General features: G+C 67.5%; 19 protein-coding genes. 11 read left to right on the top strand and 8 right to left on the bottom strand.

Annotated features, from left to right (window positions below):
- The first annotated feature begins 92 nt into the window (after positions 1-92).
- On the top strand, positions 93-1,289 hold the full coding sequence (locus tag ACIRRA_RS02100) for a cytochrome P450 (RefSeq protein ID WP_402762253.1): 1,197 nt from the start codon (positions 93-95) through the stop codon (positions 1,287-1,289).
- Positions 1,290-1,406: 117 nt separating this feature from the next.
- Here ACIRRA_RS02100 and ACIRRA_RS02095 read toward each other — a convergent pair whose 3' ends face one another.
- The 4 genes from ACIRRA_RS02095 to ACIRRA_RS02080 are packed head-to-tail and all read right to left on the bottom strand — an operon-like array spanning position 1,407 to position 5,054.
- Entirely contained in the window at positions 1,407-1,823 is a 417-nt protein-coding gene (locus ACIRRA_RS02095) for a nuclear transport factor 2 family protein (RefSeq protein ID WP_402761835.1), read from the bottom strand.
- Positions 1,820-3,034, bottom strand: coding sequence for a thiolase domain-containing protein (locus ACIRRA_RS02090; protein WP_402762250.1), 1,215 nt, complete (start codon positions 3,032-3,034; stop codon positions 1,820-1,822). The genes ACIRRA_RS02095 and ACIRRA_RS02090 overlap by 4 nt, the downstream gene beginning before the upstream one ends.
- 2 nt (positions 3,035-3,036) lie before the next feature.
- A complete protein-coding gene (locus tag ACIRRA_RS02085; RefSeq protein ID WP_402761833.1) occupies positions 3,037-4,071 on the bottom strand; it encodes a thiolase domain-containing protein in 1,035 nt (344 codons plus the stop codon).
- A 17-nt stretch (positions 4,072-4,088) separates the two neighbouring features.
- On the bottom strand, positions 4,089-5,054 hold the full coding sequence (locus ACIRRA_RS02080) for a Zn-ribbon domain-containing OB-fold protein (RefSeq protein WP_402761830.1): 966 nt from the start codon (positions 5,052-5,054) through the stop codon (positions 4,089-4,091).
- A 92-nt stretch (positions 5,055-5,146) separates the two neighbouring features.
- Here ACIRRA_RS02080 and ACIRRA_RS02075 point away from each other — a divergent pair, with 92 nt between their 5' ends.
- From ACIRRA_RS02075 to ACIRRA_RS02060, 4 genes are all read left to right on the top strand, one after another.
- Positions 5,147-6,193, top strand: coding sequence for an LLM class F420-dependent oxidoreductase (locus tag ACIRRA_RS02075; protein ID WP_402761827.1), 1,047 nt, complete (start codon positions 5,147-5,149; stop codon positions 6,191-6,193).
- A 214-nt stretch (positions 6,194-6,407) separates the two neighbouring features.
- Positions 6,408-8,057, top strand: coding sequence for an acyl-CoA synthetase (locus tag ACIRRA_RS02070; RefSeq protein ID WP_402761824.1), 1,650 nt, complete (start codon positions 6,408-6,410; stop codon positions 8,055-8,057).
- A gap of 105 nt (positions 8,058-8,162) precedes the next feature.
- The gene (locus ACIRRA_RS02065; protein WP_402761821.1) at positions 8,163-9,158 is read left to right on the top strand and encodes a sigma-70 family RNA polymerase sigma factor; all 996 of its coding nucleotides are present in this window, start codon (positions 8,163-8,165) and stop codon (positions 9,156-9,158) included.
- A gap of 363 nt (positions 9,159-9,521) precedes the next feature.
- Positions 9,522-10,163, top strand: coding sequence for a hypothetical protein (locus ACIRRA_RS02060; RefSeq protein WP_402761818.1), 642 nt, complete (start codon positions 9,522-9,524; stop codon positions 10,161-10,163).
- A 12-nt stretch (positions 10,164-10,175) separates the two neighbouring features.
- On the opposite strand, the gene ACIRRA_RS02055 is transcribed toward ACIRRA_RS02060, so the two are convergent.
- Together ACIRRA_RS02055 and ACIRRA_RS02050 are read right to left on the bottom strand one after the other, a co-directional pair.
- A complete protein-coding gene (locus ACIRRA_RS02055; RefSeq protein ID WP_402761815.1) occupies positions 10,176-11,762 on the bottom strand; it encodes an acyl-CoA synthetase in 1,587 nt (528 codons plus the stop codon).
- A gap of 69 nt (positions 11,763-11,831) precedes the next feature.
- Positions 11,832-12,245, bottom strand: coding sequence for a VOC family protein (locus ACIRRA_RS02050; RefSeq protein WP_402761812.1), 414 nt, complete (start codon positions 12,243-12,245; stop codon positions 11,832-11,834).
- Between the two features lie 93 nt (positions 12,246-12,338).
- Between ACIRRA_RS02050 and ACIRRA_RS02045 the strand changes: the two genes are divergently transcribed.
- Both ACIRRA_RS02045 and ACIRRA_RS02040 read left to right on the top strand, forming a co-directional pair.
- Positions 12,339-13,532, top strand: a complete 1,194-nt coding sequence (locus ACIRRA_RS02045) for a glycosyltransferase (RefSeq protein WP_402761809.1) — start codon at positions 12,339-12,341, stop codon at positions 13,530-13,532.
- Between the two features lie 75 nt (positions 13,533-13,607).
- The gene (locus ACIRRA_RS02040; protein ID WP_402761807.1) at positions 13,608-14,303 is read left to right on the top strand and encodes a maleylpyruvate isomerase family mycothiol-dependent enzyme; all 696 of its coding nucleotides are present in this window, start codon (positions 13,608-13,610) and stop codon (positions 14,301-14,303) included.
- 123 nt (positions 14,304-14,426) lie between these two features.
- Here the strand turns inward: ACIRRA_RS02040 and ACIRRA_RS02035 are convergent, their stop codons facing one another.
- Both ACIRRA_RS02035 and ACIRRA_RS02030 read right to left on the bottom strand, forming a co-directional pair.
- The gene (locus ACIRRA_RS02035) at positions 14,427-15,554 is read right to left on the bottom strand and encodes an acyl-CoA dehydrogenase family protein (RefSeq protein WP_402761804.1); all 1,128 of its coding nucleotides are present in this window, start codon (positions 15,552-15,554) and stop codon (positions 14,427-14,429) included.
- A 96-nt stretch (positions 15,555-15,650) separates the two neighbouring features.
- Positions 15,651-16,865, bottom strand: coding sequence for an acyl-CoA dehydrogenase family protein (locus tag ACIRRA_RS02030; protein ID WP_402761801.1), 1,215 nt, complete (start codon positions 16,863-16,865; stop codon positions 15,651-15,653).
- A 266-nt stretch (positions 16,866-17,131) separates the two neighbouring features.
- On the opposite strand from ACIRRA_RS02030, the gene ACIRRA_RS02025 reads away from it, so the two are divergent.
- The 4 genes from ACIRRA_RS02025 (at position 17,132) to ACIRRA_RS02010 (ending at position 20,211) form a co-directional block, all read left to right on the top strand.
- On the top strand, positions 17,132-17,320 hold the full coding sequence (locus ACIRRA_RS02025; protein ID WP_040854753.1) for a ferredoxin: 189 nt from the start codon (positions 17,132-17,134) through the stop codon (positions 17,318-17,320).
- Positions 17,321-17,364: 44 nt separating this feature from the next.
- Positions 17,365-18,267, top strand: coding sequence for a 3-oxoacyl-ACP reductase (locus ACIRRA_RS02020; RefSeq protein ID WP_402761798.1), 903 nt, complete (start codon positions 17,365-17,367; stop codon positions 18,265-18,267).
- Positions 18,268-18,590: 323 nt separating this feature from the next.
- Entirely contained in the window at positions 18,591-19,355 is a 765-nt protein-coding gene (locus tag ACIRRA_RS02015) for an MlaE family ABC transporter permease (protein ID WP_402761795.1), read from the top strand.
- Between the two features lie 4 nt (positions 19,356-19,359).
- Positions 19,360-20,211, top strand: a complete 852-nt coding sequence (locus tag ACIRRA_RS02010; RefSeq protein ID WP_364606226.1) for an ABC transporter permease — start codon at positions 19,360-19,362, stop codon at positions 20,209-20,211.
- Positions 20,212-20,216: the final 5 nt, after the last annotated feature.

Genomic DNA, 20,216 nt, shown 5'->3' with positions numbered 1-20,216 from the left:
AACGTGTTTCAGTTGGTCAAAGGAGACTGCTGGTGGTCGACACTGCAGCCCGGCCCAATGTGCCGGATGGATTCGATGTCACCGACCCGGAAATGTGGGCGCACCGGGTCCCGGTCGAAGAACTCGCCGAACTGCGCCGCAGCGCCCCCATCTGGTGGAACCCCAAGTCGCCGGAGGTCGGTGGCTTCACCGACGACGGCTTCTGGGTGCTCAGCAAGCACGCCGACGTCAAGACCGTCTCGCGGCGCGACGACGTGTTCTCCACCTATGAGAACACCGCCATCCCGCGGTTCCAGGACGACATCACGCGCGAGCAGATCGATCTGCAGCGCTTCGTCCTGCTGAACAAGGACGCTCCGGAGCACACCAAGCTCCGCAAGATCATCTCCAAGGGCTTCACCCCGCGCGTCATCAACGGCCTGCGCGCCGAGCTGACCGCCCGGGCCGAGGCTATCGTGAAGGCCGCCGCGGACTCCGGCACCGGTGACTTCGTGGAGCAGGTGGCCGCCGAGCTGCCGCTGCAGGCCATCGCCGAACTGATCGGCGTGCCGCAGGAAGACCGCATGAAGCTGTTCAAGTGGTCCAATGACATGACCAGCTACGACGATCCGGACAGCGACGCCGACCCGGTGATCGCCTCCACCGAGATCCTCGGCTACTCGTACCAAATGGCCGAGGCCCGCCGGGCCTGCCCGGCCGACGACATCGTCACCCAGCTCATCAATGCCGACATGGACGGCGAGGCGCTGCTGCCGGAGGAATTCGGCTTCTTCGTCATGATGCTGGCCGTCGCGGGCAACGAGACCACCCGCAATGCCACCACGCACGGCATGATCGCGTTCATGGAGAACCCGGACCAGTGGGAGCTCTTCAAGAAGGAACGGCCCAAGACCGCCGCCGACGAGATCATCCGCTGGGCCACCCCGGTCAGCTCGTTCCAGCGCACCGCGCTCGAGGACGTGGAAGTCGGTGGCGTGCAGATCAAGAAGGGTCAGCGGGTGGTGCTGTCCTACCGCTCGGCCAACTTCGACGAGGAGGTGTTCGAGGATCCGTACACCTTCAATATCCTGCGTGATCCGAACCCGCACCTGTCCTTCGGCGGCACCGGCGCGCACTTCTGCATCGGCGCGAACCTGGCCCGGCTCGAGATCGAGATCATCTTCAATGCCATCGCCGACCACATGCCCGACATCTCCAAGCTCGGAGATCCGCGACGGCTGCAGTCCGGTTGGCTCAACGGCATCAAGGAATTCCAGGTCGACTACAAGACCTGCCCCGTGAAGCACTGAGCCGCAAATGATTTGATCCGCCCCGTTCTCCCTCTCACTCCTCGGGGCGGAGAAAAGGAAGCGGGCGACTGGATGAATCCAGTCGCCCGCTTCGTCTTTCGTATGCCGACCGAAGGCCTAGGCCTTCTTCATCGTCGACATCGCTCGCTCGGTCTCCCAAAAGGCGCGCAGGGCCAGGATTTTCCCATCCTCGTCGACCTTGTAGGTGAAAACGCCTTCCGCGTCGACGATGTGGCCGCCCATGGTGGTGCGGATGCGGCCTGTGTAGGCCACCTCACGACCGCAGGCGAAGGAGTCGTCGAAGAGGAACTCGATGGACTCGGTGGGGGCAATCGCCTTGTCCCAGAAGGCCGCGATGGCCTCCGCGCCGCGGTGCCCGACACCCTCGGGATCGAAGAAGGACGGCCCGACGGGGTCCTCCACGATCCCGTCGGCGGCGAACAGCGCCACCCAGGCCTCCTTGTTCTTCGCCCGCACCGCGGCCTGCGACGCCGTGCCCGCTACCCGGGCCGGGTGTTCGGTCGTGGCGGTCACGGCTGCTCACTCCCGACGACCCACATCGAGAAGTACTGCGAGCCACCGCCGTACGCGTGGCCGTAGGCCTTACGGGCGTTCTCCACCTGGTAGTCGCCGGCCCGGCCCATGACCTGCTTGGCGGCCTCGGCGAAGCGGATCATGCCGGAGGCGCCGATCGGGTTGGAGGAGAGCACCCCGCCGGACGGGTTGACCGGCAGCTTCCCGCCGATGGCGGTCTCTCCGGCGTCGGTGAGCTTCCAGCCCTCGCCCTCGGGCATGAAGCCCAGGTTCTCCAGCCACATGGGCTCGAACCACGAGAAGGGGACATAGATCTCGGCCGCGTCGATCTCCTCGAGCGGGTTGGTGATCCCGGCCTGCTTCCACAGCGCCTTGGCGGCTTCCTGACCGGCCTTGGGGTTGACCTGGTCGCGGCCGGCGTAGGCGAGCGGCTCGGTGCGCATGGCGGTGCCGTGCACCCAGGCCACCTTCCTGCCCTGCGCCTCCACGGCCTTGCCGGACGCCTCGTCACCGATCACGATGGCGCAGGCGCCGTCCGAGGACGGGCAGGTCTCGTCGAAACGGATGGGGTCCCAGAGCATTTGGGAGGACATCACGGATTCCAGGGTGATGTCGGGCTGGTGCAGGTGCGCGAACGGGTTGCGCGCTCCGTTGCGGCGGTCCTTCACCGCGACCATGGCGCCCACGTGCAGCGGGGCGTTGGAGCGGCGGATGTAGGCGCGCACGTGCGGGGCGAAGTAGCCGCCCGCGCCCGCGCCGACCGGCATGGTGAACGGCACCGGATTCGACAGCGCCCACATGGCGTTGGACTCCGACTGCTTCTCCCACGCGACGGCCAGCACCTTGCCGTACACGCCGGCCTGTACCTGGTTCGCCGCGACGATCGCCGTCGAGCCGCCCACCGAACCGGCGGTGTGTACCCGGAGCAGCGGTTTTCCGGTGGCGCCCAGGGCATCCGCGAGGAACAGCTCCGGCATCATGGAGCCCTCGAAGAAGTCGGGGGCCTTGCCGACCACCACGGCGTCGATATCGGCCATGGTCAGGCCGGAGTCCACGAGAGCGCGGTCGATGGCCTCGCGGACCATGCCCGCCATGGATACATCCGACCGTTTGGTCACGTGATGGGTCTGTCCGGTCCCGAGCACCGCGGCGGGGAGTGGCCCACCCGTCGCCCCGCCGCCACCCCTAACCGAATCGCTACGCGATGCCATACTCATTTCGCCTCCAGGGTGGCAACCAGGTTCTGCTGCAGCGCGGGGCCCGAACTGGCGTGGGCCAGTGCGCGATTCGCGGTGCCGTTGATGATTTCGGTGGCGGCGAAGCCGATGCGCTCGAGGCCCGCGGCGAACATCGGATTGCCCGACAGCGGACCGCCGGACGGATTGATCCGGGTGGTGCCGTTGAGGCCGATGGCCTGCTTCAGGATCAGCTCCTCGTGGCTGTACTGCGCGTGCAGCTCGGCGATGTCGAAGCCGCTCGCGTCGCCGCCGGTGAGGGCGTCGGCCGCCTTCTTGGCCGAGGCCGAGACCGTCAGGTCGCGCGCAGCCAGCACCGGGGTGTCGATGTAGTGGGCCATCCCGGTCAGCCAGGCCGGACGCTCGCACAGCTCGCGGGCCCGATCGCCCACGGCCAGCACGATGGCGGCCGCGCCGTCGGTGATGGGCGCGATGTCATGGGCGCGGAAGGGATCGGCGACCTTCGGTGCGGCCAGCAGCGTGTCGGCGTCGGAGCCGGTGCTGCGCGCGGCCACCGCGGCCATGTCCGCCTCGGTCCAGCGGCCCGCGTCCAGGCCCGCGCGGGCCTGCAGGCCGGCGATGGACACCGAGTCCGGCCACAGCGGCGCGACCAGGTACGGGTCGGTCTGCAGGGTGAGGATCTGGCGCAGGGTACCGGCCGAGGCCTTGCCGAAGCCGTACACCAGCGCCGTCTCGGCCTGTCCGGAGCGCAGTTTCACCCACGCCTCGTACAGCGCCCAGGCCGCGTCCATCTCGACGTGCGACTCGTTGATCGGCGGCACCGCGCCGATGGAGTCGATGGCGGAGATGAACGAGAAGGCACGTCCGGCAAGATAATCCGAGGAGCCGGAGCACCAGAAGCCGATATCGGAGACCCCGATGCCGAGCTTGGCGTAGAGCTCCTGGAAGCAGGGCGCGAGCATCTCGACGCCATTGGTGGTGCCGAAGGTCTCCGGCACGTGCGGGGCGTGCGCGAAGCCCACGACCGCGATGTCAGTTGCCTTGTGGTTCAAGGTGGTTCAGCGCCTCTCTACAGGTGGTGCGCGAAGCTGTCGTAGTCGGCGTCGGGTTCGCCGGTCGGCCGGAAGTGGTCGATATTGGCCATGGACAGGCCCCACTCCTCGCGCGGCTTCCAGACCGCCTCCACCCGCATGCCCATCCGGACCTCACTCGCTTCGATACCGAGCACCAGGTGCAGGAAGGGGATGTCGGCGCCATCGAGCAGCACGTAGGCCGCCACGTACGGGGGCTTGAGGCGCTGGCCCATGAACGGCACGTTCACGATGCAGAAGGTGGTCACGATGCCCTTGTCGGACACCTCGACGTAGTCGTCGGTCGGCGAGCCGTCGCGCGGGTCGGCGCCGCGCGGCGGGAAGTACACCTTGCCGTCCATCCGGGCGCGGGCGCCCAGCAGGCGGCCCTCCATGAGTGCCTTCAGGAAGACGGCCTCCTGCGGCGCGGCGGTGTGCTTGATGGAGAAGTCGACCGGGGTCACGATGCCGGTCACCGGTTCCAGGTCACTCGCGGAATCGGCCGGGGCGGTGGAGGTCTCACCCGGTTCGAAGGCCGCGATGTCGTGGATGTCGCCGGTGCGCTCGGCGGCCCAGCGCGCCCGCACCCGCATCCCGGTGGCGATGTCGGACGGGGAGGCCACATCCACCGCGTGCAGGATGGCGGTGTCCGCGCCGTCCAGCTTGATCAGCGCGTAGGCGAAGGGCCGGTCGAAGGGCTGGCCGGGCAGCGGCTCGGCCACCCACGACCAGGTCTGCACGGTGCCGACGTCGGACACGCCGACGAACTCCGACAGCGCCTCGCCGGTGGCCGGATCGAATTCCGCGGGCGGCACGATCACGCGCCCATCGGAACCCCGCACCCCGACGACCTTCGCGGATCGCAGTTCCGTGAGGAAGCGACCGATGATCGGACCGGTGGAGCGGGTGTAGTCGAATTGCATCCGCAGCGGTGCGGACAGTATTTCGGTGTTCCCCAGAGTCACGAGATCGAGTAGAACAGGTTCTAGTGACGGTGGCAAGAGTACGGGCTGCGGCCCTGACGACCAGCCCCGGATGTTCTAGGAAGGACATGGAAATGCGCTTTGGTTTGCAACTGGGATATTGGGGGGCGCAGCCCCCTGCCAATCACCGGGAACTGGTGCTGGCCGCGGAGGAGACCGGCTTCGACGCGATCTTCACCGCGGAGTCCTGGGGATCGGACGCCTTCACGCCCCTGGCGTGGTACGGCTCGGACACCAGCCGGGTCCGGCTGGGCACCTCCGTCGTGCAGATGTCGGCCCGCACGCCGACCGCCACCGCCATGGCCGCGCTGACCCTCGACCACCTCAGCGGCGGCCGGCACATCCTCGGGCTCGGCGTCTCCGGGCCGCAGGTGGTGGAGGGCTGGTACGGGCAGCCGTTCGCCAAGCCGCTGGCCCGCACCCGCGAGTACGTCTCGATCGTGCGGCAGGTGCTGGCCCGCGAGGGCAGGGTGACCAGTGCGGGCCCGCACTACCCGCTGCCCTACTCCGGCTCGGGCGCAACGGGATTCGGCAAGCCGCTCAAGCCCATCACTCACCCGCTGCGTGCGGACCTGCCGATCTGGCTCGGTGCGGAGGGCCCCAAGAACGTCGCGCTGACCGCGGAGATCGCGGACGGCTGGCTGGCCATCTACTACACACCGCGACTGGCCGACATGTACAACGAGTGGCTCGATGAGGGCTTCTCGCGCCCGGGCGCGCGGCGCTCGCGCGAGGACTTCGAGATCGCCGCCACCGCGCAGGTGATCCTGACCGACGACCCCAAGGCCGAACTGGATCGGCTGCGCCCGTTCATGGCGCTCTACATCGGCGGCATGGGTGCGGAGGAACTCAACTTCCACGCCGAGGTGTACCGGCGCATGGGCTACGGCGAACAGGTGGACGAGATCACCCGGCTGTTCCGCACCGGCCGCAAGGATGAGGCCGCGGCGGTCGTGCCCGACGAGCTGATCCTCGACACCACCATCATCGGCAATGAGGCGCAGGTGCGTGAGCAGCTGAAGGTGTGGGAGCAGGCCGGCGTCACCATGATGCTCGTGGGTGTCCGCGACGTAGCGCAGTTCGAGGCGCTGCGCCCGCTGATCGAGTCGCACGGGCACTGATTCGGTCGTAGAACTAGTTCCAGAAATCTGGCCTCGAAGAAGCGCTTCGCGACCGGTTGGAAAGGGCGCGCCCCGGTGAGTGGGTCGCGCCCTTTCGCATCTGTTCCAATTCAGCGTAAGTCGCCGTAGGGTGTGACAGGGGGCACATCCGATCGCAGGACCAAAGCCGAATCTGTGGCTTGTCACACACAAGAACACGTTCTATTTTGAAGCGGTGAGCTACAACATTGCGGACCTTGTCGAGCACACCATCGACCTCATGCCGGAACGTGTCGCGCTGGTTGACGACGCTCGTTCGGTGACCTACGCCGAGCTCGAGGACCGAGCCAACCGGCTGGCGCACTACCTGCAGGATCAGGGTGTGCAGCCGGGTGACAAGGTCGGCGTGTACTCGCGCAACACCATCGAGGCCGTCGAGGCCATGGTGGCCATCTTCAAGGCGCGGGCAGTCATGATCAACGTGAACTACCGCTACGTCGAGAACGAGTTGCAGTACATCTTCGAGAACTCGGATATGGTCGCGCTCATTCACGAGCGGCGGTACAGCGACAAGGTGGCCAATGTGCTGCCGAACGTGCCGAAGATCAAGGCGGTCGTCACCGTCGAGGACGGCACCGACCTGCCGCTGCCCCCGACCGCGGTGGAATACGAAGCGGCGCTGGCCGGCTCGCGCGGCGAACGCGATTTCGGCGAGCGTTCCTCCGACGACATCATGATGATCTACACCGGCGGCACCACCGGCATGCCCAAGGGCGTCATGTGGCGGCAGGAGGACTGGTGGCGCGTCCTCGGCGGCGGCATCAACTTCTACACCGGTGAATTCATCCAGGACGAGTGGGAGCAGTCCAAGGGCGGCGCGAGCGGCAACTCGCCGATGGTGCGCTACCCGATTCCGCCGCTGATCCACGGCGGCGCGTTCACCGCGACCCTGCACAGCCTGTTCGACGGCGGCAAGGCCGTCATGCTGCCGGAGTTCAGCGGACACGGTGTGTGGCAGGCGATTCAGCGGCACGCCGTCAACATGATCTTCATTACCGGCGATGCCATGGCCCGTCCGATGCTGGACGCGCTGGCCGAGGGCAATGCGGAAAACGGTGAGGCGTACCAGCATTCGAGCCTGTGGGTGCTGGCCAGCAGCGCGGCGCTGTTCTCGCCCGCGCTGAAGGACCAGTTCATCGAGAACTTCCCCAACGCGCTCATCACCGACTCCATCGGCTCCTCGGAGACCGGCTTCGGTGGTCTGGCCGTGGCGGCCAAGGGTGCCACGCACACTGGCGGCCCGCGCGTGAAGATCGACGGCTCCACCAAGGTGATCGACGAAGAGGGCAACGAGGTCGCGCCCGGCTCCGGCCAGGTCGGCCTGCTGGCGCGGACCGGCAACATCCCGCTCGGCTACTACAACGACCCGGTCAAGACCGCCGAAACCTTCAAGGTGTTCAACGGCGTTCGCTACTCCATCCCCGGCGACTTCGCCCGCGTGGAGGCGGACGGCACCGTCACCATGCTGGGCCGCGGCTCGGTGTCCATCAACTCCGGTGGCGAGAAGATCTACCCCGAAGAGGTCGAGGGCGCGCTCAAGGCGCACCCGGAGATCTTCGACGCGCTCGTGGTCGGTGTGCCGGACGAGCGCTGGGGCCAGCGGGTGGTCGCGGTCGTGCAGTGCCGCGGCGGCGCCCGCCCGACGCTGGAGGAGCTGCGGCCGACCCTGGTCAAGGAGATCTCCTCCTACAAGATGCCGCGCAGCCTGTGGTTCGTGGACGAGATCAAGCGCTCGCCCGCGGGCAAGCCGGACTACAAGTGGGCCAAGGCGCAGACCGAGGCCCGGGAGGCCGACAACCACGCCCAGGCCTCGAACACCAAGTAACGCGGCTCGGTTCGCGGTGTGTGTCGGTGCCCGTCTGCGATCGCAGGCGGGCACCAACCTTTTCGCGGGTGTTTCTTGTCGGTGGGCTGTGCGACGCTGTCTGGCATGAGCGAGAAGGTGGGCGGCACCGTTTCCGACGATGTGCTGCGGTCTTTCGAGGGGCATCGGCGGGAACTGTGCGCCTACGCGTATCGAATGCTCGGGTCCTCGTTCGAAGCCGAGGACGCGGTGCAGGAGTCCTTCACGCGGGCGTGGAAGTCCTACGACTCCTTCGAGGGCCGGTCCAGCCTGCGGTCCTGGCTGTACAAAATCACCACCAATGTCTGTCTCGACATGCTGGACGGTCCGCAGCGCCGTGCCAGACCCATGGACCTCAACGGTCCCTCGACCCCAGATTCGGACCTGCCCGCGCCGGAGCCGGATTACGTGTGGGTGGAACCGATTCCGAACGCCCTCGCCTTCGGCGCCGATCCGGCCGAGGCCGCCAGCGCGAAGGACACGCTGCGCCTGGCCTTCGTCGCGGCCGTGCAGCATCTGCCGGCCAGTCAGCGCGCCATCCTGATCATGCGCGAGGTGCTGCGTTTCTCGGCGGGCGAGACCGCCGACATGCTCAACGTCTCCCCGGCCTCGGTGAACAGCGCTCTGCAGCGGGCCCGCGCCACCATGTCGAAGGTGCAGGAGAGGGCCACGGTGTCGGACCCCTTCGACGAGAACAACGAGCAGCAGCGCAAACTGGTCGACGATTTCGTCAAGGCCTTCGAGGCCTACGACATGGACGCCCTCACCGACCTCCTGAAAGCCGATGTGGCCCTGTCCATGCCGCCGTTCTCGCTGTGGATCTCCGGTCCCGAGAACGTGGCCGCCTTCATGCTCGGCACCGGCCACGCCTGCCGCGACTCCCGCATGATCCCGCTGGCCGGCGCCAACGGGCTACCCGCCTTCGGCCACTACAAGCCGAGTGACGAGCCCGGCCGCTGGACCCCGTGGTCCATCACCACTCTCGAACTGGACGGTGACCGCATCTCCGGTCTCACCTTCTTCCTCGACACCGAGAAGCTCTTCCCGCTGTTCGGCCTGCCCATGGAGCTGGGCTCGAACTAGGGCGGGCGCGTCACCGTCTGTCGCCGCACGCCGTTGGCGTTCCGCGGGCCGGTCCCCCTCCGTCCACACCTCGGATGGTGGGCTCCGGCCCGCGGACCGGCTTGGCGCGCAACCCCCGTCGAAGGACGGAGGACATCGGTGGCCGTCGCTGATCGCCGTTGATCGGAGGCTCCGCACGAACTAGCCGGTTCCCCTACCCTCACGGTCGGCGCCGCCACCGGTCAAGATCGGCGACTCACCCGTTTTGTGTGACACCAAGGCTGGGCGGCACCAGATTTCGTGTCCGGCTCGCGGTTCACCGGCTGCTCGCGCTGGCTGGTAATCGAAATATGCTCTCCCACAGGTGCTCACGAGAGGTGCGTGATGACGGTAGAGCTGCACGCGGATGAACTGTGGGCGGAGAATCTGCGCCGCATGTTGGTGGGGGTGCGGCGCGAGGCCGTCATGGCCATCGCCCGCCCCGTCCGGCCGGAGACCGAATACGGTTCCGAGGACACGGTTTTCCGGCAGCTGCACGCCGCCGGTAAGCAGGTTCGGCTGCTGCTGTCGGCCGCCTATGTGGGCACGCGCGGACGGCAGTCGGTGCTGCGGCAGTTCGCGGTCGGCTCGCAGATCCGGGTCACCGACACCGACTTCTGCAATGTGCTGATCGTCGATCGCGAGCGGGCGGCGCTGTGGTCGGCCGCGCCCGGGCAGCAACCGCGCGGCCTGCTGGTGGCCGAACCGGCGCTGCTCGGCGTGGTGCACCAATTCGCCGTCCGCACCTGGCATTCCGCGCGTCAGCTCCGCGATCACCTGGAGCTGGGGGAGCGCGGGCTGGACGCGGTGGTGCTCGCGGTGGTCGAGCAGCTGCATGCCGGGGCGAAGGACGAGACGGCGGCGCGGGCGCTGGGGGTGTCGCTGCGCACCTACCGCCGCTATGTCGCGCAGCTGATGGCCCGTTTCGAGGTCAGCACCCGATTCCAGCTCGGGGTGCGGGTGCGTGACCTCGGACTGCTGAGCTGACCGCACACTCGGTCAGCGGGGAGCGCGCATCCCCCCGGCGTGCTCGGCCACATATCGTTTGGCGGCGGGGTAGTCCGCCTTCCCGCTGGGCTGCCGCATGACCTGGTCGACCAGCCAATACCCCCGGGGCGCTTTGTATCCCGCGATCTTGGTGCGCAGGTGCGCGTCCAGCTCACCGAGCGTGAGCGCGGCTCCCGGCCGCGGCTGCACCACCGCTGCCACGGCCTGTCCGAAGCGGTCGTGCGGAATGCCGATCACCAGGGCGTCGAAGACCTCCGGATGGGATTTGAGGGCGGTCTCGATCTCCTCCGGGAACACCTTCTCGCCGCCGGTATTGATGCACTCCGAGCCGCGCCCGAGCAGGGTGACGGTGCCGTCGGCCTCGTAGCGCGCGTAATCGCCCGGCGCCACATAGCGTTTGCCGTCCAGCTCGGCGAAGATCGACCGCGTCTTCTCGGGATCCTTGTAATACCCGAGCGGTACGTGCCCGGTCCGCGCCATCCGGCCTACCGCGCCGGGCCGGGGTTCGACCAGGTTGCCGTCGTCGTCGAGGAGCGCGGCCTGCGCTCCGAACTTCACCCGCGGGCCCTGTGTGTGGTCGGAATCCTTGGTGACCACGGACAATCCGGTGCTGCCACTCTCCGAGGAGCCGATCACGTCGGTGATGAACAGGTTCGGGAAGGTGTGGAGGTACTGCTGTTTGAGCGAGTGCGAGAACAGCGCGGCGTGGCTGCTGAACGCCCACAGGGACGAAACGTCGTAGTGCCCTTCGTGATACGCCTCCAGCAACGGTTTGGCCATGGCGTCACCGATCACCGTGAGCACATTGACCCCGTGCCGCTCCACCTCACGCCATACCTCGTGCGCGTCGAACTGCGGTACGAAAACCAAGGTGCCACCGGAGTTCAGGGCGAGGAATGCCGCCCACTGCGCGGCGCCGTGGATGAGGGGCGAGAGCGGGGCCATGACGATTCCGGTCGGCGCGGACTTCGCAGCGGCGGCCAATTCCCATTCGTCCGAGACATACTCGCCGGTCACGTGATTGATGCCGCCGCCGAGCGCCCGCCAGACGTCCTCGTGCCGCCACATCACGCCCTTGGGCATGCCGGTGGTGCCGCCGGTGTAGAGGATGTACAGGTCCTCGCCGCTGCGCGGACCGAAATCGCGCTCCGGGGACTGCGCGGCCAGCGCCGCGTCGTAGTCGGGCCCGATCGCGAGCACCTCGGTCACGAACGGCACCGCAGCCTGGACCTCGGCGACGATGTCACCGTACTGCGCCTCGTGGACAAGGGCTTTCAGATCCGCGTTCTCGACGATGTAGCGCACCTCGCCGGCCACATAGCGATAGTTGACGCACACCGACACCGCCCGCAGTTTGTAGGTCGCGAGCATCGTTTCCAGCGCCTCGGCCGAATTGCGTGAATACACGCCGACGTGATCGCCCGCGCCGATGCCGCGGGCGGCCAGGTGATGGGCGAGCCGGTTGGCCCGCTCGTCCAGTTCGCGATAGGTGAATTGCCGGTCGGCGCAGATCAGGGCGATCCGCTCCGGAACCGCGTCGACGGCGTGCTCGAAGAGGTCTGCAACATTGAAAGCCATGAGTTCACCCTGGTTCGCCCCCGGGTGAACCGACACTTCATCGGATGGCAGGAAGCTGCCGATCGGTGGTCAGGCGGGATAGGCCATGTGGAACGGCTCCCACTGGTGGCCGTCGAGGTCGAGGAAGGTGCGGCTGTACATGCCCACCTCGGCTTCCTGGGCGCGACGGTCGGGATTGAGTTCTTCGGTGCCGCCGGCTCGGAGGGCCGCGTCGACGAGGGCGTCCACTTCGTGGGGGCTGGACAGGGCCAGCGCGTAGACGCCGTTGACGGTGCCGTGGGTGTCGCCGAGGGGGCGGGTGCTGAAGGTGGTGAAGAAGTCGTGGGTCAGCAGCATGACGCAGATGTTGTCGTCGACCACGATGCAGGCGGCATTGCCGTCGGTGAAGTCCTGGTTGACCTTCCAGCCCACGGCCTCGTAGAAGCGCTTCGACCGGTCCAGGTCGGCGACGGGCAGATTGATGAAGATCATCTTGCTCGGCATGGTGGTTCGACCCCTCTCATTCGATGTACTGATGGGGACGAAGCGGGTGCGGAAAACTCATCGGTCGTGCAAGAGTGATTGGGGAGGTGCCCGATGACTCACAGCTACCTGGTCGCCCTCACCGGCAGCGGCGGAACGGTTCCGCCGGAGCTGGGTGTGGTGCGGCGTCTGGTGCGGCGTGGCCATCGGGTGACCGTGCTCGCGGAGGAATCCCTGGCCGGTCCGGTGACGGCCGCGGGCGCGCGGCTGCGCCCGCGCGCGGGGGCCGGATTCGCCCGCGACACCGCCGAGGAAATCGATGCCGAGCGACCCGATCTGGTGCTGGCCTCCTTCTTCGCCTTCGGGGCAATGGTCGCGGCCCAGGCCTGTGAGGTGCCCTTCTCGGTGCTCATCCCCGGCATCTACCCGCTGCCGGTGGAGGGCGGCCCGCCGCCGGGTTCCGGCTTCGGCAAGGCGCACGGGCCACTGGGCCGGTTGCGCGACCGGGTGGTGGGCTCGCTGGTGCAGCGGCGCTGGGACGAGGAACTGCTACCCAAGCTCAATGTTCTGCGCGCGGATTTCGGGCTGGAGCGGCTGGCCCACTATCAGGACCAGGCGCAGCTGGCGCGCCGGCAGCTGGTGCTGTCCAGTGCGGCGTTCGACTTCCCGGGGCAGGGACCCGATGGGGTGCGCTGGGTCGGCCCGATCCTCGACGAGCCTGATTGGGGCGAGGGCGCCACGTGGACGCAGACCGACGGCGGCGATCCGCTCGTCCTGGTCGCGCTGTCCACCACCTTTCAACGCCAAACCGATTGCCTGCAGCGCATTTCCGACGCCCTGGGCCAGCTCCCCGTGCGCGGTGTCGTCACCACCGGCCCCGCCGTCGACCCGGACGAGCTGCACGCCCCGCCGAATGTGACGGTCCTGCGCGCGGCCGGGCACCGCGAAATCATGCGGCATGCCAGCCTGGTCGTCACCCATGGCGGCCACGGCACCCTGATGAAGTCCTTCGCCGCCGACCTCCCGGTCGTGGTCCTGCCGCACGGCCGCGACAATGCCGACAATGCCGCGCGCGTCCGCGCCCACAATGCCGGAATCACGTTGCCGCGCACCGCGACCCCGCAGCGCATCGCCCGCGCGATCCGCCACGTCCTGCGTACCCCGGCCCACTACCGGGCCGCGGCCGAACTGGGCCGCGCCATCCGCCACGACGCACGCGGCGAGGCCCTGCTGTACGAACTGGAACCGTCGCCGGATCACCACGACCCGGTGGGTGAGCGCATCTCCGTCCGTGAATTCGAATCCTGATATTTGGCCGGATTTCGCGTTTTACCGGCCGCATATGGCTGGCAGGCCGAGTTTTCGCTGGTTAGCGTGGGCCGCATGGATTTCGTGGCCATTTTGCGCGAGAAATTGAGCGAGTTCGGAGAGCTGATCACGCCGGGGGTCGATCTGGACGCACCGGTCCCCAGCTGCGGGGATTGGACCTTCTACGACCTGGCCGACCATGTCGGCCAGGGCAATCTGTGGGTGGTCACCGGCATCAGGGAGGGCCGCGGCGACTACCAGGGCGAACCCGCTCCGAAGGATCCCGTCGATCTGCGGGCCTGGTACGACGAGACCGCGCAGGCCCTGCTCGAGGCGGTGTCGGTCGCCCCCGAGACCCCGGCCTGGACCTTCACCAAGGCGCTGCCGCGCACGGTCGGGTTCTGGCAGCGCCGCCGCGCCCAGGAGACCCTCATGCACGTCTGGGACGGCAAGAATGCGCTCGGCATCGCGGAAGAATTCGATCCGGCGCAGGCCGCCGACGGCATCGCGGAAGTCTTCGAACTGTTCGCGCCGCGCATGATTCAGCGTGGGCTGGCGAGCGAGCCCGAGGTGGCCGTCAGGGTCCGCGCCACCGACACCGGTGAGAGCTGGACCTACGGCCCGGGCACCCCGGTCGCCGAAATCTCCGGCACCGCTTCGGATCTGCTGCTGGCGCTGTGGCAGCGCAAGCCCGCCAAGGACGCGGCCCTGACCTGGCAGGGCAACCGGTCGGCGGGGGAGCGGGTGCTCGCCGGTCCGCTGGTGCCGTAAACCGTTCCCGGACAAAGAAAAACGGCGAGGTGGTGGCCGGTATGGGAGCCACCGCCCCGCCGTCGGCCGCAGTGCAGGGTTCGGCCGAGTCTCCGGGAGTTGGTACCGAGTCTCCGAGAGTTGTTACTGCGCAGCGTCGGACAGCAGCGACCCGAGCGCGCGCAGGTGGTCGGTCGCGCCGCCGAGGGCGAACTCGTTGTGCTTGGCGGCGGTGAAGTACTGGTTCACGATGTGGTCGCGGTCGATACCGACACCGCCGTGCACGTGCACCACGGTGTGGGCGACGCGGTGACCCGCCTCGGCGGCCCAGAACTTGGCGGTGTGCACCTCGGCCGCGGCGGGCAGGCCCTCGGCCAGTCGCCAGGCCGCCTGCTGCACGGCCAGCCGCACGCCCTGCACGTCGATGTAGGCGTCGGCCAGGCGCTGGGCCACGGCCTGGAAGCTGCCGATCTTGCGATTGAACTGCTCACGCTCGCGGGCGTAGTCGGCGACCAGTTCCAGGCCCTTCTCGACCACGCCGAGCTGGGTGGCGGCCAGGCCGAGCCAGGCGCGCTCCAGCAGCCAGGTCAGGATCTCGGCGCCCTGGTCGACGGTGCCCACCAATTCGGCGGGGGTGCCGGCGAATTCGACCTCGGCCTCGGGGGAGCGGTCGGTGACGATCTGGTCCGCGACGCGCACCGAGGCGTGCGACGGGTCGACCAGGAAGACGGCGGGGGAGCCGTCGACGCTGGCGGACACCAGGATGCGCGCCGCCTGGCGGGCGAAGGGCACCGTGGTCTTGAGACCGGTCAGCTGCCAGCCGTCGCCCGCCATCGCGGTGGTGACCGGGCTGGCGAGCTCCCAGTTGCGCTCCTCGCTCAGCGCCGCGGTGAGGATGACCTCGCCACGCGCGGCCTGTGCGGCCAGCTCACGCTGGGCTGTGGAGCCGAACTGCGCGAGCGCGCCCGCGCCGAGCACGATCGACCACAGGTACGGCACGGGCGCGACGGACTTGCCGATCTCGCGCAGGATGGCGGTCTGCTCCAACACGCCGAAGTCGCTGCCGCCCACCGTCTCCGGCAGGGCCGCGGCCAGCACGCCGGTCTCGGCGAGCGAGTTCCACAGCGATTCGTCGAAGCGCACGGTCGGGTTGCCCGATGCGTCGGTGTTGCGGTCGAGCTCACGCAGCCGGTCGGCGGTGACGAGCTTGCCGGTGACCTCGGCGGTGAGGCGGGCCAGATCCTGCTGCGCCTCGGTGAGGGTGAAATCCATGATGGTTACCTTGGTTTCGCGCGATGTGAGCGTCAGGCCCGGAGGGGGCAGCTTGCGTAACCACGGAGGGCCCGCTCACATCGCTATCGGACACAGCTAGCGCGCGGCGGCGGGCTGCTTGAGGGCGGTCATGGCGATGATGTCGCGCTGCACCTCGTTGGTGCCGCCGCCGAAGGTGAGGATCAGGCAGGCGCGGTGCATGCGCTCGAGACGACCCCGCAGCTGCGAGCCCGCCGAGTCCTGGCGCAGGTAGGCCTGCGGGCCGAGGATCTCCATCAGCGCGCGGTATGCCTCGGTCGCCAGTTCGGTGCCGTACACCTTGGTGGCGGAGGCGTCCCACGGGCGCGGAGCGCCCTCGCCGGTACCGGTCGCGGGGTCCTTTTGCGCGTCGGCGCGCGAGGCGATCTCCCAGTTGGTCAGCTTCAGGTACTCGACCTTGGCGTGGATGCGGGCCAGGCTGATCTGCACCCATTCCTGGTCGATGACCCGGGAGCCGTTGGCGGTTTTGGTGTTGCGCGCCCACTCGGTCACCTGCGCGACGGCCAGGGCCAGCGGCGCGGACGAGGTCAGCGCGACGCGCTCGTGGTTGAGCTGGTTGGTGACCAGCGCCCAGCCGCCGTTCTCGGGGCCCACCATGTCGGAGTGCTTGACCCGCACGTCCTGGTAGTAGGTGGCGCTGGTGTCGGGCCCGGCCATGGTGTGCACCGGCGTCCAGGAGAAGCCCTCTGCCGTGGTCGGCATGATGAACATCGAGATGCCCTTGTGCTTCTTGGCGTTCGGGTCGGTGCGGGCGGCGAGCCACACGTAGTCGGCGTAGGCGATGAGGGAGGTCCACATCTTCTGGCCGTTGATGATCCAGTCGTCGCCGTCGCGGACCGCGGAGGTGCGCAGCGAGGCCAGGTCGGTGCCGGCGCCCGGCTCCGAGTAGCCGATGGCGAAGTGCAGCTGACCGGCGGCGATCTTGGGCAGGAAGAACTTCTTCTGCTCCTCGGTGCCGTAGTGCATGATCGTCGGCGCCACCGAGTTGATGGTCAGGAACGGCACCGGGGCGCCGGCGATGGCGGCCTCGTCGGTGAAGATCAGCTGATCCATGGTGGAGCGGTCCTGGCCGCCGTACTCCTTGGGCCAGCCGAGGGCGAGCCACCCGTCGCGGCCCATCTCCTCGACCACCTCACGGTAGACATTGCCCTCGCCGTACTCTCCGGTCTGCGCCGAAAGCGCTTGCCGCCGTTCGGGAGTGATGAGGCGGGTGAAATAGTCACGCAGCTCGGCACGCAGCTGTTCCTGTTGCGGCGTGTAGGCGATACGCATAGCAGTCCGTATCCTTTCTGCCGCGCCTGCGGCGCGGCGGGTTCGCGGCCCAGGAGGTCTCGTTCTTCCTCCCTCCGCTCCTCCGCTTCGCTCCCCCGCTCCGCTCAGTCCAGAACGAAACGGGCCGCGAACCTTCGGGTATGGCCCGATCATGGCACATGAACTGGAACTTGTTCCAGTATGGCTGCTTTTTCGGTCTTTGATCGCTATCGAATGGGTGGTCCGCTTGTTAGGCTCGGGAAGAACCTGTGGTTAAGGAGAGAACTATGAAGGTGATCGTCGATTTCGATCAGTGCGAAGCGAACGGAATCTGTGTCGGAATCGCCCCTGACGTCTTCGATCTCGATGACGACGACAACCTGCACGTCAACGAGGCCGAGGTCACCGAGGCCAACCGTCGGGATATCGAGTCCGCCGTGGCCCAGTGCCCCAAGGCGGCATTGAAGCTGGTCTGAGCGCACGCTTGCCCGTCGGGTGGAACACGTTCTAGAGTCGGCCGGTGAGCGATTCTGATGTAAGTCTTTCGGGCCGGGTTGCCATCGTCACCGGCGCGGGCGCCGGGCTGGGCCGGGCCGAAGCCCTCGAGCTGGCCCGGGCCGGCGCGTCGGTCATCGTCAACGACCTTGCCGAGAACGACGCGGTGAGCGCAACCCTCGCCGACATCCGGGCGCTGGGCGTCAAGGCGGAGTTCGTGGGCGGCAGTATCGCCGAGCGCGCGACCGCCGACGCATTGATCCGCACCGCCGAGGAGACCTTCGGTGGGCTGGACATCGTGGTGAACAATGCCGGGATCACCCGGGACAAGATGTTGTTCAACATGTCCGACGAGGATTTCGACGCGGTCGTCGCGGTCCACCTGCGCGGGCATTTCCTTTTGACCCGCAATGCGGCCGCCTTCTGGCGCGGTAGGTACAAGGAGACGGGTGCTCCCGTTTATGGGCGCATCGTCAACACCTCCTCGGAGGCCGGTCTGCTCGGCCCGGCCGGGCAGGCGAATTACGGTGCGGCCAAGGCCGGTATCACCGCACTGACCCTGTCGGCGGCCCGCGCGCTCGAGAGCGTCGGGGTGCGTGCCAACGCCATCGCGCCGCGCGCCCGCACCGCCATGACCGAGCAGGTCTTCTCCGCGGCCCCCGAGGAGGGCCCGGACCCGCTCTCGCCCGATCACGTGGCCCGGCTGGTGGCCTACCTGGCTTCCCCGGCGGCCGAATCGATTTCCGGCCAGCTGTTCGTCGTCTACGGCCCGATGGTGGCCCTGATGGCCGCCCCGGTGGTGGAGCAGCGCTTCGACGCCGTCGGCGAGTGGACTCGCGAGGGCCTGGCCGACGCGCTGGGCGGCTACTTCGCCGAACGTGGTTCCGACGCTACGTTTTCCGCTTCCTCGTTGAAGGATCTGGGCTGAGGCTCGCCTTCGTATCCCTGCCCGGGGGCTGTGAGTTTCTATAGACACGGTCCGGCCCCCGGGGTCTGCGGTTGATCGTGAGATCGATCGTTGGTAAGAAAGGGATCAACTATGTGTGTCGCCTCACAATGCGGCATACCTCTGACGGTCAGGCTGGGGTGAACATGTTCTCGAAACTGGACGCCAGTTCAGAAAGAACGCCAGTTCAAACAGTCGAAACCTTCCCGAACCGTATGAGAACGTGTTCTAATCTTCGAGCGGGATCGAGATCACATCCATATCTCGATTGCTATAGCTAGGCAGGGGCAGGAGGAATAGCGAGAATGAATGAAGTCCTTGCCGTACCGCTGCGGGCGGTCGGAGGGTTCTTCGAACTCGCCGGTGCGGTCGCCCGCGCCGTGGTACGGCCCCCGTTTCAGCGGCGGGAATTCATCGATCAGTCCTGGTTCATAGCCCGGGTATCCATCTTCCCCACCCTGATGGTGGCAATTCCGTTCACCGTGCTGGTGAGCTTCACTCTCAACATCCTGTTGCGCGAGATCGGCGCGGCCGACCTCTCCGGCGCGGGCGCCGCCTTCGGCACCATTACCCAGATCGGCCCGATGGTCACGGTGCTCATCGTGGCCGGCGCGGGCGCGACCGCCATCTGCGCGGACCTGGGCGCGCGCACCATTCGCGAAGAGATCGACGCCATGAAGGTGCTCGGCATCGATCCGATTCAGCGCCTGGTGGTTCCGCGCGTGCTCGCCTCGATGTTCGTGGCCTTCCTGCTCAACGGCCTGGTGTCCACCATCGGCATCCTGGGCGGGTTCCTGTTCTCGGTCTACCTGCAGGGTGTGAACCCCGGCGCCTTCGTCAACGGCCTCACCCTGCTGACCCACCTGCCGGAGCTTGTCATCTCCGAGGTGAAGGCCATGCTGTTCGGACTCGTCGCCGGCCTGGTCGCCTGCTATCTGGGCCTGAACGTGAAGGGCGGTCCCAAGAGCGTCGGCGACGCCGTCAACCAGACCGTCGTCTTCGCCTTCATGGCGCTGTTCGTCATCAACGTCGTGGTAACCGCCGTTGGCATCAAGTTCACGGCGCGGTGATCAGATGGCGTTCGTGATCCAGTCTCGTTTTCCCAAGGTGACCAAGCGTTTTCAGCGCTTCACCGAGGCCCTCGATTCGGTCGGCAAGCACGCGGTCTTCTACGCGCGGTCGATCGGCTCGGTGCCCAAGGCCCTGGTGCACTACCGCACCGAGACCATCCGGCTGATCGCCGAGATCTCGATGGGCACAGGCGCTTTGGCGGTCATCGGCGGCACCGTCGTGATCGTAGGGTTCCTGACCCTGGCCGCCGGTGGCACCATCGCCGTGCAGGGTTACAGCTCCCTCGGCAATATCGGTGTCGAAGCCCTGACCGGCTTCTTCGCCGCGTTCATCAACGTTCGCATTGCGGCCCCGGTCATTTCGGGTATCGGCCTGGCGGCGACGCTGGGCGCCGGTACCACGGCACAATTGGGCGCCATGCGGGTCTCCGAAGAGATCGACGCCCTCGAGGTGATGGCCATCCGGCCTGTCCCCTTCCTGGTGGGCACCCGCATGCTGGCGGGCATCATCGCCATCATCCCGTTGTACTCACTGGCGGTCATCGCCTCGTTCATCGCCTCGCGCTTCGCGACCGTGGTGATCTACGGCCAGTCGGCCGGTGTGTACGACCACTACTTCTCGACGTTCCTGATCCCCAGCGACATCCTCTGGTCCTTCGCGCAGGCGATCTTCATGGCCATGGCGGTCATGCTGATCCATACCTACTACGGCTACCACGCCGCGGGCGGACCGGTCGGCGTCGGCGTGGCGGTAGGTAATGCGGTGCGGGCCTCGCTGATCGCGGTCGTCATGGTGACGCTGCTGATGTCGCTGGCCATCTACGGCACCTCCGGCAATTTCCATCTCTCCGGGTAGGGGCG

The organism is Nocardia sp. NPDC101769 (genome assembly GCF_044766925.1).
Classification (GTDB): Bacteria; Actinomycetota; Actinomycetes; order Mycobacteriales; family Mycobacteriaceae; genus Nocardia.
This window is presented reverse-complemented; position numbering and strand designations above follow the sequence as displayed.

What these genes read in the sequence shown, in the direction of transcription:
- ACIRRA_RS02100 (WP_402762253.1), top strand. Translation starts at nt 93, where the DNA reads ATGTGGGCGCACCGGGTCCCGGTCGAAGAACTCGCCGAACTGCGCCGC.
- ACIRRA_RS02090 (WP_402762250.1), bottom strand. Translation starts at nt 3,034, where the DNA reads ATGGCATCGCGTAGCGATTCGGTTAGGGGTGGCGGCGGGGCGACGGGT.
- ACIRRA_RS02075 (WP_402761827.1), top strand. Translation starts at nt 5,147, where the DNA reads ATGCGCTTTGGTTTGCAACTGGGATATTGGGGGGCGCAGCCCCCTGCC.
- ACIRRA_RS02065 (WP_402761821.1), top strand. Translation starts at nt 8,163, where the DNA reads ATGAGCGAGAAGGTGGGCGGCACCGTTTCCGACGATGTGCTGCGGTCT.
- ACIRRA_RS02060 (WP_402761818.1), top strand. Translation starts at nt 9,522, where the DNA reads ATGACGGTAGAGCTGCACGCGGATGAACTGTGGGCGGAGAATCTGCGC.
- ACIRRA_RS02055 (WP_402761815.1), bottom strand. Translation starts at nt 11,762, where the DNA reads ATGGCTTTCAATGTTGCAGACCTCTTCGAGCACGCCGTCGACGCGGTT.
- ACIRRA_RS02050 (WP_402761812.1), bottom strand. Translation starts at nt 12,245, where the DNA reads ATGCCGAGCAAGATGATCTTCATCAATCTGCCCGTCGCCGACCTGGAC.
- ACIRRA_RS02045 (WP_402761809.1), top strand. Translation starts at nt 12,339, where the DNA reads ATGACTCACAGCTACCTGGTCGCCCTCACCGGCAGCGGCGGAACGGTT.
- ACIRRA_RS02040 (WP_402761807.1), top strand. Translation starts at nt 13,608, where the DNA reads ATGGATTTCGTGGCCATTTTGCGCGAGAAATTGAGCGAGTTCGGAGAG.
- ACIRRA_RS02035 (WP_402761804.1), bottom strand. Translation starts at nt 15,554, where the DNA reads ATGGATTTCACCCTCACCGAGGCGCAGCAGGATCTGGCCCGCCTCACC.
- ACIRRA_RS02030 (WP_402761801.1), bottom strand. Translation starts at nt 16,865, where the DNA reads ATGCGTATCGCCTACACGCCGCAACAGGAACAGCTGCGTGCCGAGCTG.
- ACIRRA_RS02025 (WP_040854753.1), top strand. Translation starts at nt 17,132, where the DNA reads ATGAAGGTGATCGTCGATTTCGATCAGTGCGAAGCGAACGGAATCTGT.
- ACIRRA_RS02015 (WP_402761795.1), top strand. Translation starts at nt 18,591, where the DNA reads ATGAATGAAGTCCTTGCCGTACCGCTGCGGGCGGTCGGAGGGTTCTTC.
- ACIRRA_RS02010 (WP_364606226.1), top strand. Translation starts at nt 19,360, where the DNA reads ATGGCGTTCGTGATCCAGTCTCGTTTTCCCAAGGTGACCAAGCGTTTT.